Origin of the sequence: Halobacteriovorax sp. RT-2-6 (assembly GCF_047085025.1) — a bacterium.
Taxonomy (GTDB): domain Bacteria; phylum Bdellovibrionota; class Bacteriovoracia; order Bacteriovoracales; family Bacteriovoracaceae; genus Halobacteriovorax_A.
This window is the reverse complement of record NZ_JBKIYH010000001.1, coordinates 1,031,828-1,046,487: the sequence shown is the minus strand read 5'-3', so window position 1 is coordinate 1,046,487 and position 14,660 is coordinate 1,031,828. Positions and strand designations below refer to the sequence as shown.

Annotated in this window: 16 protein-coding genes; 8 read left to right on the top strand and 8 right to left on the bottom strand. The window is 35.8% G+C overall.

Going from position 1 to position 14,660, the window contains the following annotated elements:
- The first annotated feature begins 138 nt into the window (after positions 1 to 138).
- The 3 genes from ACMAYS_RS04855 to ACMAYS_RS04845 are packed head-to-tail and all read left to right on the top strand — an operon-like array spanning position 139 to position 2,790.
- A complete protein-coding gene (locus ACMAYS_RS04855; protein ID WP_392991227.1) occupies positions 139 to 798 on the top strand; it encodes a hypothetical protein in 660 nt (219 codons plus the stop codon).
- Positions 788 to 1,915, top strand: coding sequence for a S1 family peptidase (locus tag ACMAYS_RS04850; protein WP_412462852.1), 1,128 nt, complete (start codon positions 788 to 790; stop codon positions 1,913 to 1,915). Before ACMAYS_RS04855 ends, ACMAYS_RS04850 begins: the two co-directional genes overlap by 11 nt.
- Positions 1,915 to 2,790: a GNAT family N-acetyltransferase gene (locus ACMAYS_RS04845; protein ID WP_412462851.1), complete on the top strand. Its 876-nt coding sequence runs from the start codon at positions 1,915 to 1,917 to the stop codon at positions 2,788 to 2,790. Before ACMAYS_RS04850 ends, ACMAYS_RS04845 begins: the two co-directional genes overlap by 1 nt.
- 27 nt (positions 2,791 to 2,817) lie before the next feature.
- Here ACMAYS_RS04845 and ACMAYS_RS04840 read toward each other — a convergent pair whose 3' ends face one another.
- Positions 2,818 to 3,291, bottom strand: a complete 474-nt coding sequence (locus ACMAYS_RS04840; protein WP_412462850.1) for a hypothetical protein — start codon at positions 3,289 to 3,291, stop codon at positions 2,818 to 2,820.
- Between the two features lie 388 nt (positions 3,292 to 3,679).
- Here ACMAYS_RS04840 and ACMAYS_RS04835 point away from each other — a divergent pair, with 388 nt between their 5' ends.
- Positions 3,680 to 3,874 carry a response regulator transcription factor gene (locus ACMAYS_RS04835; protein ID WP_392991235.1) on the top strand — a complete coding sequence of 65 codons (195 nt, stop codon included), beginning with the start codon at positions 3,680 to 3,682 and terminating at the stop codon, positions 3,872 to 3,874.
- A 70-nt stretch (positions 3,875 to 3,944) separates the two neighbouring features.
- Positions 3,945 to 4,868: an ATPase, T2SS/T4P/T4SS family gene (locus tag ACMAYS_RS04830; protein ID WP_103216649.1), complete on the top strand. Its 924-nt coding sequence runs from the start codon at positions 3,945 to 3,947 to the stop codon at positions 4,866 to 4,868.
- A 35-nt stretch (positions 4,869 to 4,903) separates the two neighbouring features.
- Here the strand turns inward: ACMAYS_RS04830 and ACMAYS_RS04825 are convergent, their stop codons facing one another.
- The 4 genes from ACMAYS_RS04825 to ACMAYS_RS04810 all read right to left on the bottom strand — a co-directional run bounded on the left by ACMAYS_RS04825 (position 4,904) and on the right by ACMAYS_RS04810 (position 7,909).
- The gene (locus ACMAYS_RS04825; RefSeq protein WP_392991239.1) at positions 4,904 to 5,533 is read right to left on the bottom strand and encodes a transposase; all 630 of its coding nucleotides are present in this window, start codon (positions 5,531 to 5,533) and stop codon (positions 4,904 to 4,906) included.
- 45 nt (positions 5,534 to 5,578) lie between these two features.
- The gene (locus ACMAYS_RS04820; RefSeq protein ID WP_412462849.1) at positions 5,579 to 6,184 is read right to left on the bottom strand and encodes a hypothetical protein; all 606 of its coding nucleotides are present in this window, start codon (positions 6,182 to 6,184) and stop codon (positions 5,579 to 5,581) included.
- 160 nt (positions 6,185 to 6,344) lie between these two features.
- A complete protein-coding gene (locus ACMAYS_RS04815) occupies positions 6,345 to 7,127 on the bottom strand; it encodes a PfkB family carbohydrate kinase (protein ID WP_392991241.1) in 783 nt (260 codons plus the stop codon).
- Positions 7,127 to 7,909 (bottom strand): BtpA/SgcQ family protein, encoded by a 783-nt coding sequence (locus tag ACMAYS_RS04810; protein ID WP_412462848.1) that lies wholly within the window; start codon positions 7,907 to 7,909, stop codon positions 7,127 to 7,129. Before ACMAYS_RS04810 ends, ACMAYS_RS04815 begins: the two co-directional genes overlap by 1 nt.
- 76 nt (positions 7,910 to 7,985) lie before the next feature.
- On the opposite strand from ACMAYS_RS04810, the gene ACMAYS_RS04805 reads away from it, so the two are divergent.
- Positions 7,986 to 8,918 (top strand): hypothetical protein, encoded by a 933-nt coding sequence (locus ACMAYS_RS04805; protein ID WP_412462847.1) that lies wholly within the window; start codon positions 7,986 to 7,988, stop codon positions 8,916 to 8,918.
- On the opposite strand, the gene ACMAYS_RS04800 is transcribed toward ACMAYS_RS04805, so the two are convergent.
- The gene (locus ACMAYS_RS04800; protein ID WP_412462846.1) at positions 8,919 to 9,569 is read right to left on the bottom strand and encodes a thermonuclease family protein; all 651 of its coding nucleotides are present in this window, start codon (positions 9,567 to 9,569) and stop codon (positions 8,919 to 8,921) included. It lies immediately after the preceding gene.
- A gap of 175 nt (positions 9,570 to 9,744) precedes the next feature.
- Between ACMAYS_RS04800 and ACMAYS_RS04795 the strand changes: the two genes are divergently transcribed.
- A complete protein-coding gene (locus ACMAYS_RS04795) occupies positions 9,745 to 11,064 on the top strand; it encodes a S1 family peptidase (protein WP_412462845.1) in 1,320 nt (439 codons plus the stop codon).
- On the opposite strand, the gene ACMAYS_RS04790 is transcribed toward ACMAYS_RS04795, so the two are convergent.
- Positions 11,048 to 12,409, bottom strand: coding sequence for a family 14 glycosylhydrolase (locus tag ACMAYS_RS04790; RefSeq protein ID WP_412462844.1), 1,362 nt, complete (start codon positions 12,407 to 12,409; stop codon positions 11,048 to 11,050). The two genes, ACMAYS_RS04795 and ACMAYS_RS04790, sit on opposite strands and share 17 nt — an antisense overlap.
- A 163-nt stretch (positions 12,410 to 12,572) precedes the next feature.
- On the opposite strand from ACMAYS_RS04790, the gene ACMAYS_RS04785 reads away from it, so the two are divergent.
- Positions 12,573 to 13,160 carry a YkgJ family cysteine cluster protein gene (locus ACMAYS_RS04785; protein WP_412462843.1) on the top strand — a complete coding sequence of 196 codons (588 nt, stop codon included), beginning with the start codon at positions 12,573 to 12,575 and terminating at the stop codon, positions 13,158 to 13,160.
- On the opposite strand, the gene ACMAYS_RS04780 is transcribed toward ACMAYS_RS04785, so the two are convergent.
- Complete coding sequence (locus tag ACMAYS_RS04780) at positions 13,144 to 14,631, bottom strand: RimK family protein (protein WP_412462842.1); 1,488 nt, start codon at positions 14,629 to 14,631, stop codon at positions 13,144 to 13,146. The two genes, ACMAYS_RS04785 and ACMAYS_RS04780, sit on opposite strands and share 17 nt — an antisense overlap.
- Positions 14,632 to 14,660 lie beyond the last annotated feature (29 nt).

Below are 14,660 nucleotides of genomic sequence, written 5' to 3'. Positions count from 1 at the left end.
GAATGTTTAAATATAGATTGAGTCTAAGTGGTTAATATTATTGGTAAGTGTGGAGGTGTATACTACCTGAACACCGAGATACTTATTTCAATACTTAAGTATTTTATAAAAAATTCATTTATTCTCTTTTCTACAAATATGATGAAAATACTTAAAACCCTATTCTTATGTATTTCGATTTTATGGAGTACTGCCCAGGCAAACACTTTTGAATATCAGTGTATGGACGCCTATAAAGATAAAATTGAGACATTCTATCCTAAAGACCAGTCAAGTAATCAGACAGATAAAGATTGGGTATATAAGTTAAAAGGTTACTACTGGTTAGCAAAAGTTGTTGGTCATCCTATTGCTGTATTTATTGTGGCGTTTGTTCCATTCTCTATCCCAATTGTTCTTGGAATTACTGCTGTTGCTTCTTTCTTTGATCTTTTACAAAATGAAAAAGGAATTATTGGAACATATATTATTTTAAAAATGTCTGAGCTCTCTGAAGAAGAAATTGCTAATCAGGATATAGATTCTAAAATCGAAGAAGAAGTACTTGAGTTACAAGAGAATAAATATAGTCGTGACAATAATCTGTTCTATACATTTGTAAAACGAGTCAATCGTAAATATAAGAATTCAAATTATTCATATGAAGAAGTTCGCAATGCCGTTATTGAAATTGCTAGTGAAAGTAATGAACTTTGTATGCGTAAAGGAAAGGAGAGATATATCTCCTTAAATCGTCTAATTCGTTTAACTAAAAAGAAACTAAACGCTAAAAAAGGTCTAATAGAAAATGCGCTTTAATTTACCAATTATTCTAATTTTATTCTTAATCACTTTCAATACTCAAGCACAATTGTGTAGTGAGGAGCAAGAAAGAAGCTCTCTGGCCGAAATTACAAGCATCACTAAGAATATGAGTGATGACGGTGTATATATAACGAATCTCATGGATTTAAGACAAGAATATATTAGAGCTTATGTAACTAAAGTTAATCGCATCGAGCGTACTTGTTCTTCAAGGTCAGTTTATCAAGCTATTATTAAGCTCTACGAAAATATTAATTACCCAAGCGTTTATCTTAAATATGTACTTTCGAATCAGAGAAGAGATCTAAATATTAAAGAGTATATTATTGGTGATGAATGGAATCGTACTCATATTAGTGGAAATGATTCGCCAGATGTAGAAGCACTAAAGAGCTCAATCTTAATCACTGGACTCGGCGTAGTAAATACTGCCAATAAATTAACACTGAAGAATGTTGGTACAGCTTTTTATCTCGGCCATTTTGCAGGAGAGCACCTTGTTGCTACTGCTGCCCATGTTATTGATCGTGAAAACTTTAAAGATATGCTTTTTCATTTTATTGCCGGACCAAAATTTTCTTTAAAAGCAAAAGAGCTTGTTTTCTATAGTGATGATTTAGATTTTTCGATTGTTTCAATCGACATGGAGGATAAAGAATCAATTCTTATGGAAACTGTAACACCTGTGAAGTTAAATTTTGATAAAGTTGCCGTTGAGGGAACTCCTCTAACTACTGTCGGATTTGGTTTCTTTGATAATGAGAAACTTGGACTAGCACGTTACGAGAATTCTCATGACTGTCAGATTATTTTTGGAGATGATAGAGTAAGAAAGCTTGATAAGGTTTATTCAATTGCTACAGGTTGTGATTCTTCAGGTGGTGATTCAGGATCTCCATTAGTTGATCGTGAAACAGGTGAGCTGGTTGGTATCATCACAAGAATTCAAACTGAGAAAATTGGTTTAACGTCAAAACAATTAATAGAAGAAAAAGAAGCTAATATTTCTAGCATTTGGAATGATGGTAGTTTTGCAACTTCGATGAAGTATATCAAGGCAGAGCTAGAAAAAGTAGATCATCCAACTATTAAAAGTTTATTGGATTATTAATGAATAGAAAGCTCCTTGATTTGTTATATGATAATTCTGCTCTCGTGAAATTTTGCAAAAGCAAGGACATCCCTGTACCAAAAAAATACACTTCAACTCGTAAAAATGATATTAGAGAGAGTTTAAGTGATATTTCTAAATTCACACGTCATGATGAGAAGAAAAATAAATACCTTTATCAGTTCTTTGCTTCAAATGATATAGGTCTTAGAATAATAAAAGTTGATGTTCAAATTGCTCCAAAATGGTCTGTACTTGAAACTAGAGACATGGTCGAGGATGTGTTTAAAAATGTTAAACGCATTAAAAGAGCACACTTCTATGTTCCAGTAAAGTCACAAATATATAATCAATTGCTCGAGTTAGGCGGCCGAAGCCGTGGAGAGGAGCTTCTGGCAAGTGTTGATGATGGCCTAAAGTACCTTTCAAAATATGAGTTTGATAAGAATGTTAAAATCGTAAAACTTAATAAAGAGTTAAGAGATGAGGTGGTCGATATTGAGTACCTTGCTCACAAGTTTAGTGCAACTTCACGCTGTGAGAATTTTCCCCGTAAGATGTTTTTGGGTTTTGTGGATGGTCTTATTAAGTATGATGTGGATGCGTTAGTTGCTGTTGAGGACGGGAAGGCAATTGGTTTTATCGTTCCAAGTATTACAAGAACTAAGATAGGTCATATAATGTCAATTTCAGTTCATCCGGATGCTCAAGGCCGTGGTGTTTCAAAACTGCTATACTATGAAGCATTGAAATATTTTCAGAAAAAGAAAGTTTCGATTTATGCGGGGGTCTCTTCAACCAACGAAGTTCTTGGTTTTTCGAAGAAGCTCAAGCGAAGAGCAATGTATGCATATCTTGAATTAGTGCGAAAATAAAAAAGCCTCCTTTCGGAGGCTTTGTATTTAGAAATGCTTTTCAAAGCAGTATCGATTGATATAGTTCTTGTCTTTAATAAAGTGCATAAGTGCAGCAACCTGTGAGCACTGTGCTAGTGTGATTGTTTCTTTTTGTTTTTCAAAACATTCAAGTCCTAGGCGAGTGATATCTTCAGTATAGGCTTGTGCCTCAGCATGAGCTAGGCATTGATCAAAATTAAATGCACCACCAAATTGTGTTCCACATATTGCGCGGGCCTTATTCTTGTCTCTCATGAAGATCATTTCTTCTGCCACTGACATACATTGTTCATAAGTGATTACTGTTAAGTATTTTTCCTGACAGCGATAGAGCATTGAAGAGATATCTTTTTCATATGGCATTTGAATCGCAAAATTCACACAGCCTTGAAATTCGTAGTCACAGCTTGTTTGGTCTTCAAGACATCCTGCTGTGACATTTAGAGTAAATAGAATGGTAAGTAGTGTTAAGATCTTCATTTGCCCCTCTTTGTCCCTTTTTATTCAATATTCAACTTAATTAACTCTATTTAGACCATATGACATCTCCTCCTGTAATTCTTACTTAAAAGGGGCGCGGGTACCAATCGAGATTTCAGTAATTTAACTCTCTCCAAAGATCAAATAAGCTAATTATTTCAAGGATATTAACCGATAGGAATACTACGGATTTTTTGGTTTTTAATAATTTAGTTTAATTTGGGGAGTAGCCATCAAAACCCTTGAGGCAGAATTACTTAATTTAGCAAAAGAATGTCGTCTTTACTCACGAGGTAAAAACCAATCACTGTGCCTTAATCGAGTCGCTAAAACCCTGGAGTCTTTAACAAAATCAGTCGATCAATCGGCGATTTCATCTGATAATCCTTTGACTGCAAGAGAAGCTGAAGTACTAGATTTGGTCTCTCTTGGTTACACGAATAAAGAGATCGCCAATGCTCTTTCTATATCTGAAAAGACTATTGAATACCATATGAGCTCTATTTTCAAAAAGACTCAAGCAAGTAAGCGTACAGAGGCCGTCACTAATGCACTTAAATTCAGGTGGTTAGTAGCCTCCTAGGGAAGTCCCTAGGTGATTTATTTTAAGATAACAAATAAGCTTACAGTAGATATTAACTGTAGGAGAGAAGATGAACGATCAATTAGAAGCAGTACTTGGAAATTTATATAAATTAGTATGTGACGAATCTATTGATGAAGTTAGCATTGGTGCTTATCACGATGTATCAGTTAAAAAAAATGATAGCTGGCACCCTGTACAATGCTTCAATAGTAAAGACGAGTATGAAAGTGTCATCAACGCACTTAAAGATCGTTTTAGTATAACTAAAGATCAAGTGTCCTTCTCTAGATATATAACAGAAGTTCTAACTGTTTCAGTTGTTCTTTCTCCGATATCGATTAAAGGCCCTTCGCTTAAATTAACAAAACTTCCTAAGAAAATTTTATCTCTTGAGGATTATGTCTCTTTAAATGCGCTTACAGAAAAAGGAAAAGATATTATTACAGAAATTGTTGGATCAAATAAAGGTATTCTTTGTGCAGGAGACTTTGGTTCAGGCAAGACAACTCTTTATAATACGATTCTAAATCTCTTACCAAAAGAGAAGACACTCGTTTCTATCGAAACAACGCCATCGATAGTTTTTTATCGAAATTTAGTCACAAGACTTATGCCACGTGGAAAAGATGCTGATTCTATTACCGAGGTCATGAGTGCAGCGGAAGAATCTAGAGGTGACTACATTACACTTAGTTACTTAGATGAAAGATTGAGTTATCCATATATTGATCTTGTTAGAAATAATTCTGTTGGAGTTGCTTGTGCTGGAGGTAGTGGTCCTGTTAATGTAATTGATCGTTTGATCAGACAGTCTGTTGTTTCTTCATATGGATATAACTTAGAAGAAGCTGCTTTGGTAGTTTCTGAGGTTTTCAAATATATCATCTTTCAAGAAAAGGAATCAGGAAGTGAGCGACGATTTATTTCTTCAATTCATGAGATAGCATTCGAAAAAGGTGAAATAAAACTTAAGCCTCTTTATGCCTCCTAAAAAGGGGCGCGGGTACCAATCGAGATTTCCACTTGTTACATTCCAATCTTAATGCCTTTTAATCTTTTTAGATAAAGTGCAGATATATTCTGTTTTGGAGTAAAGTAGCTTTTCTTTAAGGAATTCCTGATACAATTATCAAAGTCAGTATCGTACTTCCTTTCTATAAGTTGTTTAGCTCCAGTATAATTTATATGAGGCCGATATTTAAATAGCTGTGCTTCAAAACTAGTAAAATGTAGTGATGTGTAAGGATAATCAATGCAAGCTTCAGAGATTCCTGCACGTATCGGATTTTGGTAAATATAGCGATAAACATTATAGAGATAACTTTGATTTGCCACGATTGACCATTTATAGCGATTGCTAAATTTGTGATTAATTCTATCTGTCTTTTTAGAAATTAAATAACTAATTCTCCAATTGAAATGCATCATAAAACGATCGATATTTTCATCAGGAGTAGTCAGAAGTAAATGATAGTGATTTGACATAAGAACAAAACAGTTTATTTCGACTTTTTCTTTCTCTAGAGCATAAATTAGGGACTCTTTACAAATATCCCAAACTTCATGCATAGGTATGCTAAACCAGTCTTTGTTATTGTTACGAGTTGTAACGTGGTAGGGGAATTCTCCTTGTCGGATTAATTTTTTCTTAGGCATTATTACCTCGCTAAAAAAAAATGGCGCATTAAGCGCCATAAGTTGTTACTTAATTTTTTTATAAAGTTGATAATTGATACAAGTTATTAAAGGTATTGTGATAAAAAGTCCTAGACCGAGTGCTAGTGCTCCAAGTAGTGCTAGAGCAATGTAAACAAATACAGCTGCTGTTATGATTTTATAATTGTTTGTAAATATTTTTCTACTTTCTTCTAATATCTCCCATGCACTAGACTTATCATTTTGTTTCTCTAGAGTTAAAGGCATAACAAAAAGATAAGAAGCGAAAAAGTAAAGTCCTGGAAGGATAAAGAGAATAAAACCAAAGAATGTAATCAATGATGACAAGGAGCCGCTAATAAAAATTAGATTGAATTTTTCTTTAGGAATTGCAAAGAAATCATAAATTGTAATTTCTTTTTTCGTTTCTGATTTGATGATTGCTGTGTAAAACGATGCTAAAAAAAATGGTGTTAGTAAACCGGAGGCAAATGGGATAATTGAAAGTGCCCATAGTAATAATGAAAAACCTAATGTGAAGCTGCTGTATAACAATGCATTAGATTTATATATTTGCCATCCACTATCTAGAATTTCTGTTAATTCATTTAATGTTTTTGATTCTTTAAAATTAATTAGTAATTGATTCATTTTTACCTCACTTGTTTTTAGAGGTAATAAGTCTTACACCGATATTGCGCACTTTATTTTCATTTTGATATTAATATTTTTTAAAATGGGGCGCGGGTACAAATGAAGATTTCCACTAATAAGTAGTTAGGCACTTGTATTTGGATTGGTTAATTTTCAACTATAAGTCTTTGAATTCTCGATTGGTACCCGCGCCCCTCACAGATAAAATAGATTTTGCATATTGAGATGCTTTTTCGATATTGTTGAGGGCGAGGTATGCGCCTAGGAATGCGTCGCCAGCTCCGGTCGAGTCGACCACTGTTTCTAATGGGATTGGGTTGTAGTTTTCAATTTGTTTTTTTGATAACTTGCTAATCGTATCTTTTCCTCTTGTTATCAAAATTTCAATCTCGTGACTCTTTACATAGTCATAGAGAAAGTCTTCGAGAGGATGGCCATTAACTAAGCCGAACTGAGCGAGACTTGCATGTTTTAGATATTTTTCAATATCAATTTCACTCGCATCGTGGAAATCGAAAATGAATTTCGCTTTAGGTGAACAAGCAATAAGTTGATCAATAAATGGAAGGATCTGAGTATATAATGGACAAATGATGTAGCCTTCGAGGGCAGATATCATATGCCTTTCTTGTGTTGTTAATGCAAAATCTTCAATTACGCCTGATTGGTATTCTGTAAAATTCTTTTCTCCACTTTCAAGGGTTTCGATAAACTGAATTGGTGTCTTACCACTTCGTTCAAGTGGATGAGTTTGGATGTCTTCTTTTTGGCAATGACTGATGATCTCTTGACCATCACTTGCAGCAGGATAAATAAGGCTTGCTCTAAAATTTGAGTTTCTCTTAAAGTGGGTTGCTACATTTAAGGAACAGCCTCCAAGAAATTTTTCATTTGATGTTGAATATACATCAAATCCAGCATCACCAATGAAGGTATACATTATTGTCTAAGCCTTCTTACGATATCCATAAATGGTGCAATCTTTTCATAATCCATACGAGTGTCTGTCATAAGCGCGCTTCCAACGATAGCGCCGTCAAGAGCAGGATAGAGTTCATCTAGATTGTTATGAGAAAGGCCAGAACCAATAATGATTGGAAGATCTGGTGCGCCTTCTTTTGCCTCCATAATTTCTGAAACACTAGGAGCAATTCCTGTTTCGCGCCCAGATACTACGGCGGCAGCACTCTTGTATTCATAAGCTTCTCGAGCTGATTGGGCAAGAGACTTCTCTTCTAACATCGTCGCATACTTAACCTGAATATCAGTTAAGAGCTGGATGTCATCTGCCGCAATCTTTTTTCGATAATCAAGTAAGCCTTGTGGATCAATTTTCATCTCACCACCGTATTCTTCTCGTGCCATGTGATCGACAAAGTAGTCTGTACGAATAAATGAGTTTCCGCCGGCCTTAGCAATAGCTAGTGAAGCTTCTGGATCATTGATTAAAAACTCTGAGCCTATAGGATAGTTACCTGCTTGTCTTTGAACCATGTTGGCCACAACACTCATGCTTGCGATGACTTCTTTTGAAGCCTCAACAGTATAAGGTCTGTCATGCTCATTTTCTAAAAGGGCAGCATCAACTCCACACTTTCTTAAGACTTCAAGATCTTCTAGAGCATAGTCGATGACTTTATTTAACCCAGGATGACTCGGGTAGCCAAGTAGAGGGCGAAGGTAAATAACTGCAATTATTGGTTTTGCCTTAAAGTCTAGCATTTAATCTCTCCATGCATGTGTATTGTCATAGTAAACGACGGGTGATTTAATAGTCCAGCAACATTTTGGGGGATCTATGTTACGTCTAATCACAATTGCGCTCGTGTCAATTTCAACATTTGCTATTTGTCAGAAATGGTCTGAACCACAGGTAATTGGTAGGCTTGATAATACTGTTTTAAATGAGACATCTGGAATTGCAATCTCTCAGATTTATGATGATCGAATGTATAACTTAAATGATTCAGGATCAGGCCCTGAGATTTTTTGGACAACTCTCACAGGGAAGAATACAAAGAAAGTTAAAATCAATAATTTCCGACCGTATGATATGGAAGATATGTCTCTGGGTCCATGTGGTGAGCAAAAGTGTGTTTACATCGCCGACATTGGAGACAATAAGAAGAAGAGAAAGTTCCTTTCTGTCGTAGCTCTTAATGAAGCAAAGCTTAAAGATGATACCAAAGAGATTGATCCTGAATTTGTTTTGAGATTAGTTTATCCAAATAAAGAAAAGTACGATGCTGAAAGTATGGTTGTTCATCCAAGTGGTGATATTTATATTTTAACTAAAATTGTCGATGAAGAAAATCGTCGTGCAATGCCAGCGAAGCTATTCAAAATCGAAAAAGAAAAAATCCAAGAAGGTGTAAAGAAAGAAGAAAAAATGGAATTAAAGGAAGTTGCAATTATTGATCTTCCATTTCATTTGTATAACTACAATCTTTGGGGAAGGATTGCGACAGCAATGGACATCTCTAAAGATGGGAAAACTCTACTTGTTCTAACTTATGGGGCAGTTTTCGAATTTAATATTGAATTTAATTCGTTAGCGGAATTTAATTCAAGAAAATTAGAAGCAAAGACTGACTTTAGAATTGTTAGAACAAAAGAGCTTCCTCAACAGGAGGCTATCGCATACGGGCCAAAGGATAACGAATTTATCTACACAACTGAAGTTGAATCAGGTGATGGTGTAAGCGAAATTGTTAGGCACGTTTGTGAATAATTAATTTGTAAATAATTTGTAGCCCAGTTGCATCGCTCTTTCAAAAGAACGGATGAAGAGTCTGCGATAAGGTGGTACAAGATGGCCATCTTCAGGTGAATAAAGGATTTTCGTCTTAAGGTCACCAACGTAATTTGTTCCAACTCGATTTTGAACACTCATGCGAAACTCGTAAGGAAGCTGAACGTCTAGTGCATAAAGACCAATTTCTTCGAGAAAGACTCTTTCAGAAATTTCCATATATTTGTACATGATTTCTTTATCAAAAGGTTCGATAAAATAAGGAACTGCTAGCCCCGATTTTAGCATCTCATAATTTATGTCCTGACCTTTATACAAGACTGTTCCAAGTAGACGGCGAGTATTAAGATCCCCATCTCTTCCAAGATCAATTGTTACCATACTTCCAATTGGCACAAGAATTCTTAGAAAGTCTCTAGCATCAAGAGATATTTGTCCTTGAGTATTACCATTAAAGTCTACTTCAGGAGTATCAATTCCTAGCATGCGGATATTCTTTTTCTTGCCAAGGAAGTCACTATAAACAGTCATGGTGTCGCCATCATGGATATAGAGGACCTTACCTTCAAAGGATATGGCATAGATCGATAATTGTAGAAGTGCTAGGAGTAGAAGTTTTATTTTTGTCATAATGCTTTGTAATAAAATAAAGTAGTTATGAATAGGTGCCAGATAAGATTTACTTGCTTCGGTGAGTGTCTAACTTGCTGAAAATACGATAACTGGCCAAGAGTTTTACATATAATTACTATCTGGATTTTACGAAGTTTTACTTACGAGTGCTCTCTTTTGCTACATTCTTTACATGAGAAATATTCCTTTATGTATTGCCCTGTTAATTTCACTTACTTCTTGTTCCCAAAGAGCGATGGAAGTTAAAACACAAGCGAATGCCATTATTGGTGGAGAGTCCCTAGCGATTCAAGCAGAGGAACTCAAATATACGGTTGCTATAACTAAAGAAAATGATCTGGCTAAGTCATTTTGTACTGGAAGCCTCATTTCCAAGAATCACATTATTACTGCTGCCCATTGTTTGATTGGCTCTTCTTTTAAGAATATGCAAGTTGCCTTTGTTTCTACCAGTACTAAATTTATTAATATCAAAGAAGTCCACTTGGCACAGGATACTTTGCTAAGAATGCATAACCTCGAATCAGTAAGAGGAGACTTTGGGCATAACTTTGATATCGCTATTCTTGAATTGGAAGAAGAAGCTCCACAGAGTGCTGAAGTTATAGAAATTCTTGATCCTTTGGAAAGTGATAAGGTTTTAAATAGAAAGATTAAGCTTACTGGCTTTGGTCAAGATGCTAATGGAGTTGTTGGTAGGGCCAAGAAGGTTGAAGTAAGAGCAATGGATATAAGGCGCAATCTTCTAGAGCGTTCAATTCTACTTTATGAAGACGACAACGGAGCTTGTCGTGGTGACTCTGGTGGTCCTGCCACGGTTATGATTGATGATAAAACTTACTTAGTTGGGGCGACTCAAGGGTATGCTAAAGCAGCTTTTGATGGTGTTGAGGATCTCGATTGCTCTTCAGGAAAGGGGATGTATACATTCTTACCAGACTATAAGGCATGGATTGAAAGTGTAATTAATAAAACAGAATATAACCCTTCTGATTTTGATTATCATCCATTTGAGTTTGCACAAAATGAAAGAGAAAACTCATCTGAATTAGAATGTGACAATTTAAGCTCTTTAAGCATTGCTCGTTGGCAGGGACTTTATACGTATGCCTCTCGAGTTATCGGTAATTTTAAATGTGATTCGATGAATGCTTGGTTCTCTAAAACAATTTCATATTCGGAGAAGCCTAGTAGTAAGGCGGAATTTATTCAAGGAAAATGGAGGATTGTTGGAAATTATTATTTCTTAAGATTCTTTTCTAACTTAGAAGAGGTAACAATAGATCAGTCTATGCGTATTACAAGGCGAGATCAAATGGTTTTAGGTGTAAGCTCAAATGTGATCTATTTAAATAATTACTATCATGACTTTGTGATCGGAGATAGTGTAAGAAAGCTTTCTCTTTCTGGAGGGAAGCTTTCAAGCGAAAATTACAATGCCTTGGACGATAGAGCAGACTTTCTACTTAAAAAAGTTAGTGTGGATGAGTAAGGCGATAGAAGTTGTCTCTTGCTAGTCCACTGCTTAAAATTGTTCCCATTCTAAGAAATGTAACACCATCATAATTTCCAAAGTAAAGGGCATCGGCGATATTATCCCATGCTCTTTGCGAGTATAAAGTTCCTGCCAATGCATTCTCCCCGAGAATCCTTACTCCTTGTCGACTTGCTTCTTGAGCAACCCAAAACACAAGGGCCTTAGCATAACTTTGGGCATGTGTCGCTCCATCAAAATTATCCATCTCCAAGCAAGTGAAGTGAAAGTTGATATTGTAAAAACTCTTCTCGGCCTTAAGTTCGTTAACAAGACCAATGATACGGTTATAGCCATGACCCGTATTATCGCTATAAATATCATTATCTGTAGAGATTAAGCCTGCGTTTAACTCTGCTAGGCGATCCCCTCCAGGTGCCACACGCCAGTGGATTCCTGGTACTTTAAAACCTAGTTGAATATGTGAGTGCATTCTAAAGACGTCAATGGCCGCAGATAGTATGCGCTTTCCATGCTGTTTTAAGCTATTAGAATACCACTGATAAAAATCCTTCCCATATTGAGTATACTGTTCGTTATTTGAAAAAAAGAAATTCGGATTTGGTGGGAAAACTTGTGTGAATTTTTGTAATCCAAAACCCCACGCATTATTTAAGGCATTAACACTCTTATATTTTTCTTTTATTGCATTTTGAAAGCTTTCAATTGCTGGATTTGAGTAGGCTTGAATTGCTCCTCTTGTCGGATATCCTGTGCCATAATCGTGGGAGTTATAAGAAGGGTAACGAAGCTCTCCTGCAGGGCCAAGGCTAATATTAATTTCATAAATTTGATTCATCTTGTGACCAAAGTGATAATTAAACGAGTGCATGACATCGTAAAATTCTCCGATGGCATTTTTAGTTGTCCACACAGATAGAAATTCTTTTGAGTAATTACCTTGCTCTGATTTTGACATGGCATCTTGTCCGTATTTTTTCCAAAGCCAATTTGGAATAGGGACGTTACATGTATCTCCAACATTACCACCACATTGATGGAATGAAAGAATTGGAACCCACTTTAGACCTGCTTGAATAATTAAGTCACTTAAGAGCTGATAGTATTGCCAATCAAATTGGTTATCATTTTTTTCAACTAATCCCCACCAAATATCTGTACTGACACCTGTTGCCCCCAGGGCCTTTATTTCATGTAACTGTCTTTTAAAGTCTTCAATTTGATATTTGGAATAATCAGAGTTTAAATTATTTGGATCACCTACAAGTAGAGGGGCCATAACATTAAAAACTTTTGCATACGTCGTAAGACTTAGAAATAGGGTAGTGATTATGATTTTCATGGATGCTTTATACTCTAGAAAATTTATCTAGAGTAGTTGTGTTGTATAAATTACTAAACGCTAAGCTCTTGAATTTGTTGAAGCGATTTTGCATGTCGAATTTTATTGCCAATTAAATTTTTATGAATAGAATGGCCTTCGGTTTTTACATGTTGAAGGTTTTGTGAATTTAAATAAAGAGATCTCTAAGCATATCGAATCAATCTTTGAAGAGTCTGCAAAGACTTTCTCTAGCTATCAATTGACCAAGGAACTACCTTGCCTTAGTGGGTGTGGAGCATGTTGCTTGAGTCAGGAAATATCTGCTTCAACTTCAGAAATGTTACCTAGTGCATTCCGTCTACTTAATGACGAGGGAATTGAGAGAGTTGAAGAGTTGTTAGATGAACTTGAAGGGACTCCTTCTAAAACTTGTGTATTCTACCATCGTAACTCTGAAGATGGGACTAAAGGTTTTTGTATGAATTATTCAACAAGGCCGGCAGTCTGTCGCTCATTTGGTGTTGCTGCTTACCGAGACAAGAACGGGGGCAAAACAATGAGTATATGTAAGCGCTTAAAAGAAGCGTATCCTGAGGAAGTAAAGAAGTTAGACCCAAACGATGCACCAGTAATAGGTGACTTTGCTAAGCAAATATATCTCTTGGGACAAAGTTCAGATGCTAAGTTAATGCATATTAATGAAGCGCTTTATGAAGCTTTAAAGAAAGTGTGGCTAGGCCACACTTATGATTCTAGTGAAGATTCTTAGTTTCTTCAATTTTATGGATGAAATGCTTGATAACAATTTCATAAAGCTCGTCGCCAATTAATTCGTCTTCAACTCCAAAATCGAGGTTTGGATTATCGTTGACCTCAACGACATAAGCTTTCTTCCCGTCATCTTTAATATCGACGCCAAAGAGTCCATCACCAATTTTTGCACAGGCCTTTGTCGCAGTATCGATTACATATTGTGGAACATCCTCGATCGCTAAGCACAGCGAATCTCCTGAGCTATCTTCTTCACCACTTGCGTGATTATAGATCTGCCAATGTTCCTTACTCATAAAGTACTTACAAGCATAGAAAGGCTTTTTGTTAATCACTCCAATTCGCCAGTCAAAATCTGTATAAAGGAACTCTTGAACTAGAATAAGAGCTGACTTGTGTAGAAAGTCTTTTAGGCCTTCTTTTAATTCCTCTCTAGTTTCTACTTTTGTCACACCAATTGAAAAACTTCCATCTGGAATCTTTAAAACCATCGGTAACTTCAGCGTTTCAACAAGAAGGTTAAGTGTTGCTTCGTTGTAGTCACTAACAATTTCACTCTTAATCGTATTTATGCCATTCTTCTTAAAGAGGTTGTGTAGATAGATCTTATTCGTACACTTCAAAATAGCATTTGGATCATCAATGACAATAAGTCCTTCATCAACAGCAGTTTTTGCAAATGCATAGGTAGGATTTACTAGAGATGTTGTTGTACGAATAAAAAGAGCATCAAATTCGTTGATTCGTGCAAGGTCGTACTTAGAAATTGTTTCAACATAGAGACCATTCTTATTACCAATCTCGATGAACTTCTTGATTGCTTCGGGGTTACTAGGAGGAAGCTTCTCTTTATCATCCACTAGGATTGCTAAATCATATTTGTATTGCTTCTTCGCATTTGGAAGACGCCAAATACGATTGTTAAATTTCTCTAAATGGTCAGCGAAGAATGTCTCTTGTGTTTCACTGAGATCAGAAATATGAACAGGTACGATTGAGTTAATCTTCCAAATCTTATTAAAGGCCAAGCGTACTTCAAAAATAGGGACAGGGTAGTTATTAAAAATTACCTTACCAATATTCCTAAAGAGCTTCTCTTTGGTTTCACCAAAGAAGACTCGAAAAGCAATTGAGCGAACTTCCTCTTTATTGTCGATATACTTCGTTGCCACCTCTTGTGCCAAACTTTGTAGTTCGTCGAGATCATAAGTGTAGTGCTTCTTCTTACAAAGATCATTAATAGTCTTTACCGTTGGCATAACCTTATGGCCTCGTGCCTCGGCAATAAGGGAAGTATAGTAACCAAGAGATAAGTACTTGGAAGAGTTACAAAGGTTTAAAACTCTTAAGTTTTTAAGTTGTTGGTACTCTTCTTTTGATAAGTAGTCCTTGGCCGTAATGACCTGGTCAGTTGGGAAGTAGGGTTGCCAATCTTTTAGACGGTCAACGATGACAACAAGTTTTTCCATCTTTTTTTATCTCCACATAAAAATAAAGA

Bases quoted from the DNA above. Each gene is read 5' to 3' on its own strand.
- ACMAYS_RS04780 (WP_412462842.1), bottom strand. From the start codon at position 14,631: ATGGAAAAACTTGTTGTCATCGTTGACCGTCTAAAAGATTGGCAACCC.
- ACMAYS_RS04830 (WP_103216649.1), top strand. From the start codon at position 3,945: ATGAACGATCAATTAGAAGCAGTACTTGGAAATTTATATAAATTAGTA.
- ACMAYS_RS04825 (WP_392991239.1), bottom strand. From the start codon at position 5,533: ATGCCTAAGAAAAAATTAATCCGACAAGGAGAATTCCCCTACCACGTT.
- ACMAYS_RS04805 (WP_412462847.1), top strand. From the start codon at position 7,986: ATGTTACGTCTAATCACAATTGCGCTCGTGTCAATTTCAACATTTGCT.
- ACMAYS_RS04795 (WP_412462845.1), top strand. From the start codon at position 9,745: ATGAGAAATATTCCTTTATGTATTGCCCTGTTAATTTCACTTACTTCT.
- ACMAYS_RS04845 (WP_412462851.1), top strand. From the start codon at position 1,915: ATGAATAGAAAGCTCCTTGATTTGTTATATGATAATTCTGCTCTCGTG.
- ACMAYS_RS04840 (WP_412462850.1), bottom strand. From the start codon at position 3,291: ATGAAGATCTTAACACTACTTACCATTCTATTTACTCTAAATGTCACA.
- ACMAYS_RS04800 (WP_412462846.1), bottom strand. From the start codon at position 9,569: ATGACAAAAATAAAACTTCTACTCCTAGCACTTCTACAATTATCGATC.
- ACMAYS_RS04815 (WP_392991241.1), bottom strand. From the start codon at position 7,127: ATGTATACCTTCATTGGTGATGCTGGATTTGATGTATATTCAACATCA.
- ACMAYS_RS04790 (WP_412462844.1), bottom strand. From the start codon at position 12,409: ATGAAAATCATAATCACTACCCTATTTCTAAGTCTTACGACGTATGCA.
- ACMAYS_RS04850 (WP_412462852.1), top strand. From the start codon at position 788: ATGCGCTTTAATTTACCAATTATTCTAATTTTATTCTTAATCACTTTC.
- ACMAYS_RS04855 (WP_392991227.1), top strand. From the start codon at position 139: ATGATGAAAATACTTAAAACCCTATTCTTATGTATTTCGATTTTATGG.
- ACMAYS_RS04810 (WP_412462848.1), bottom strand. From the start codon at position 7,909: ATGCTAGACTTTAAGGCAAAACCAATAATTGCAGTTATTTACCTTCGC.
- ACMAYS_RS04820 (WP_412462849.1), bottom strand. From the start codon at position 6,184: ATGAATCAATTACTAATTAATTTTAAAGAATCAAAAACATTAAATGAA.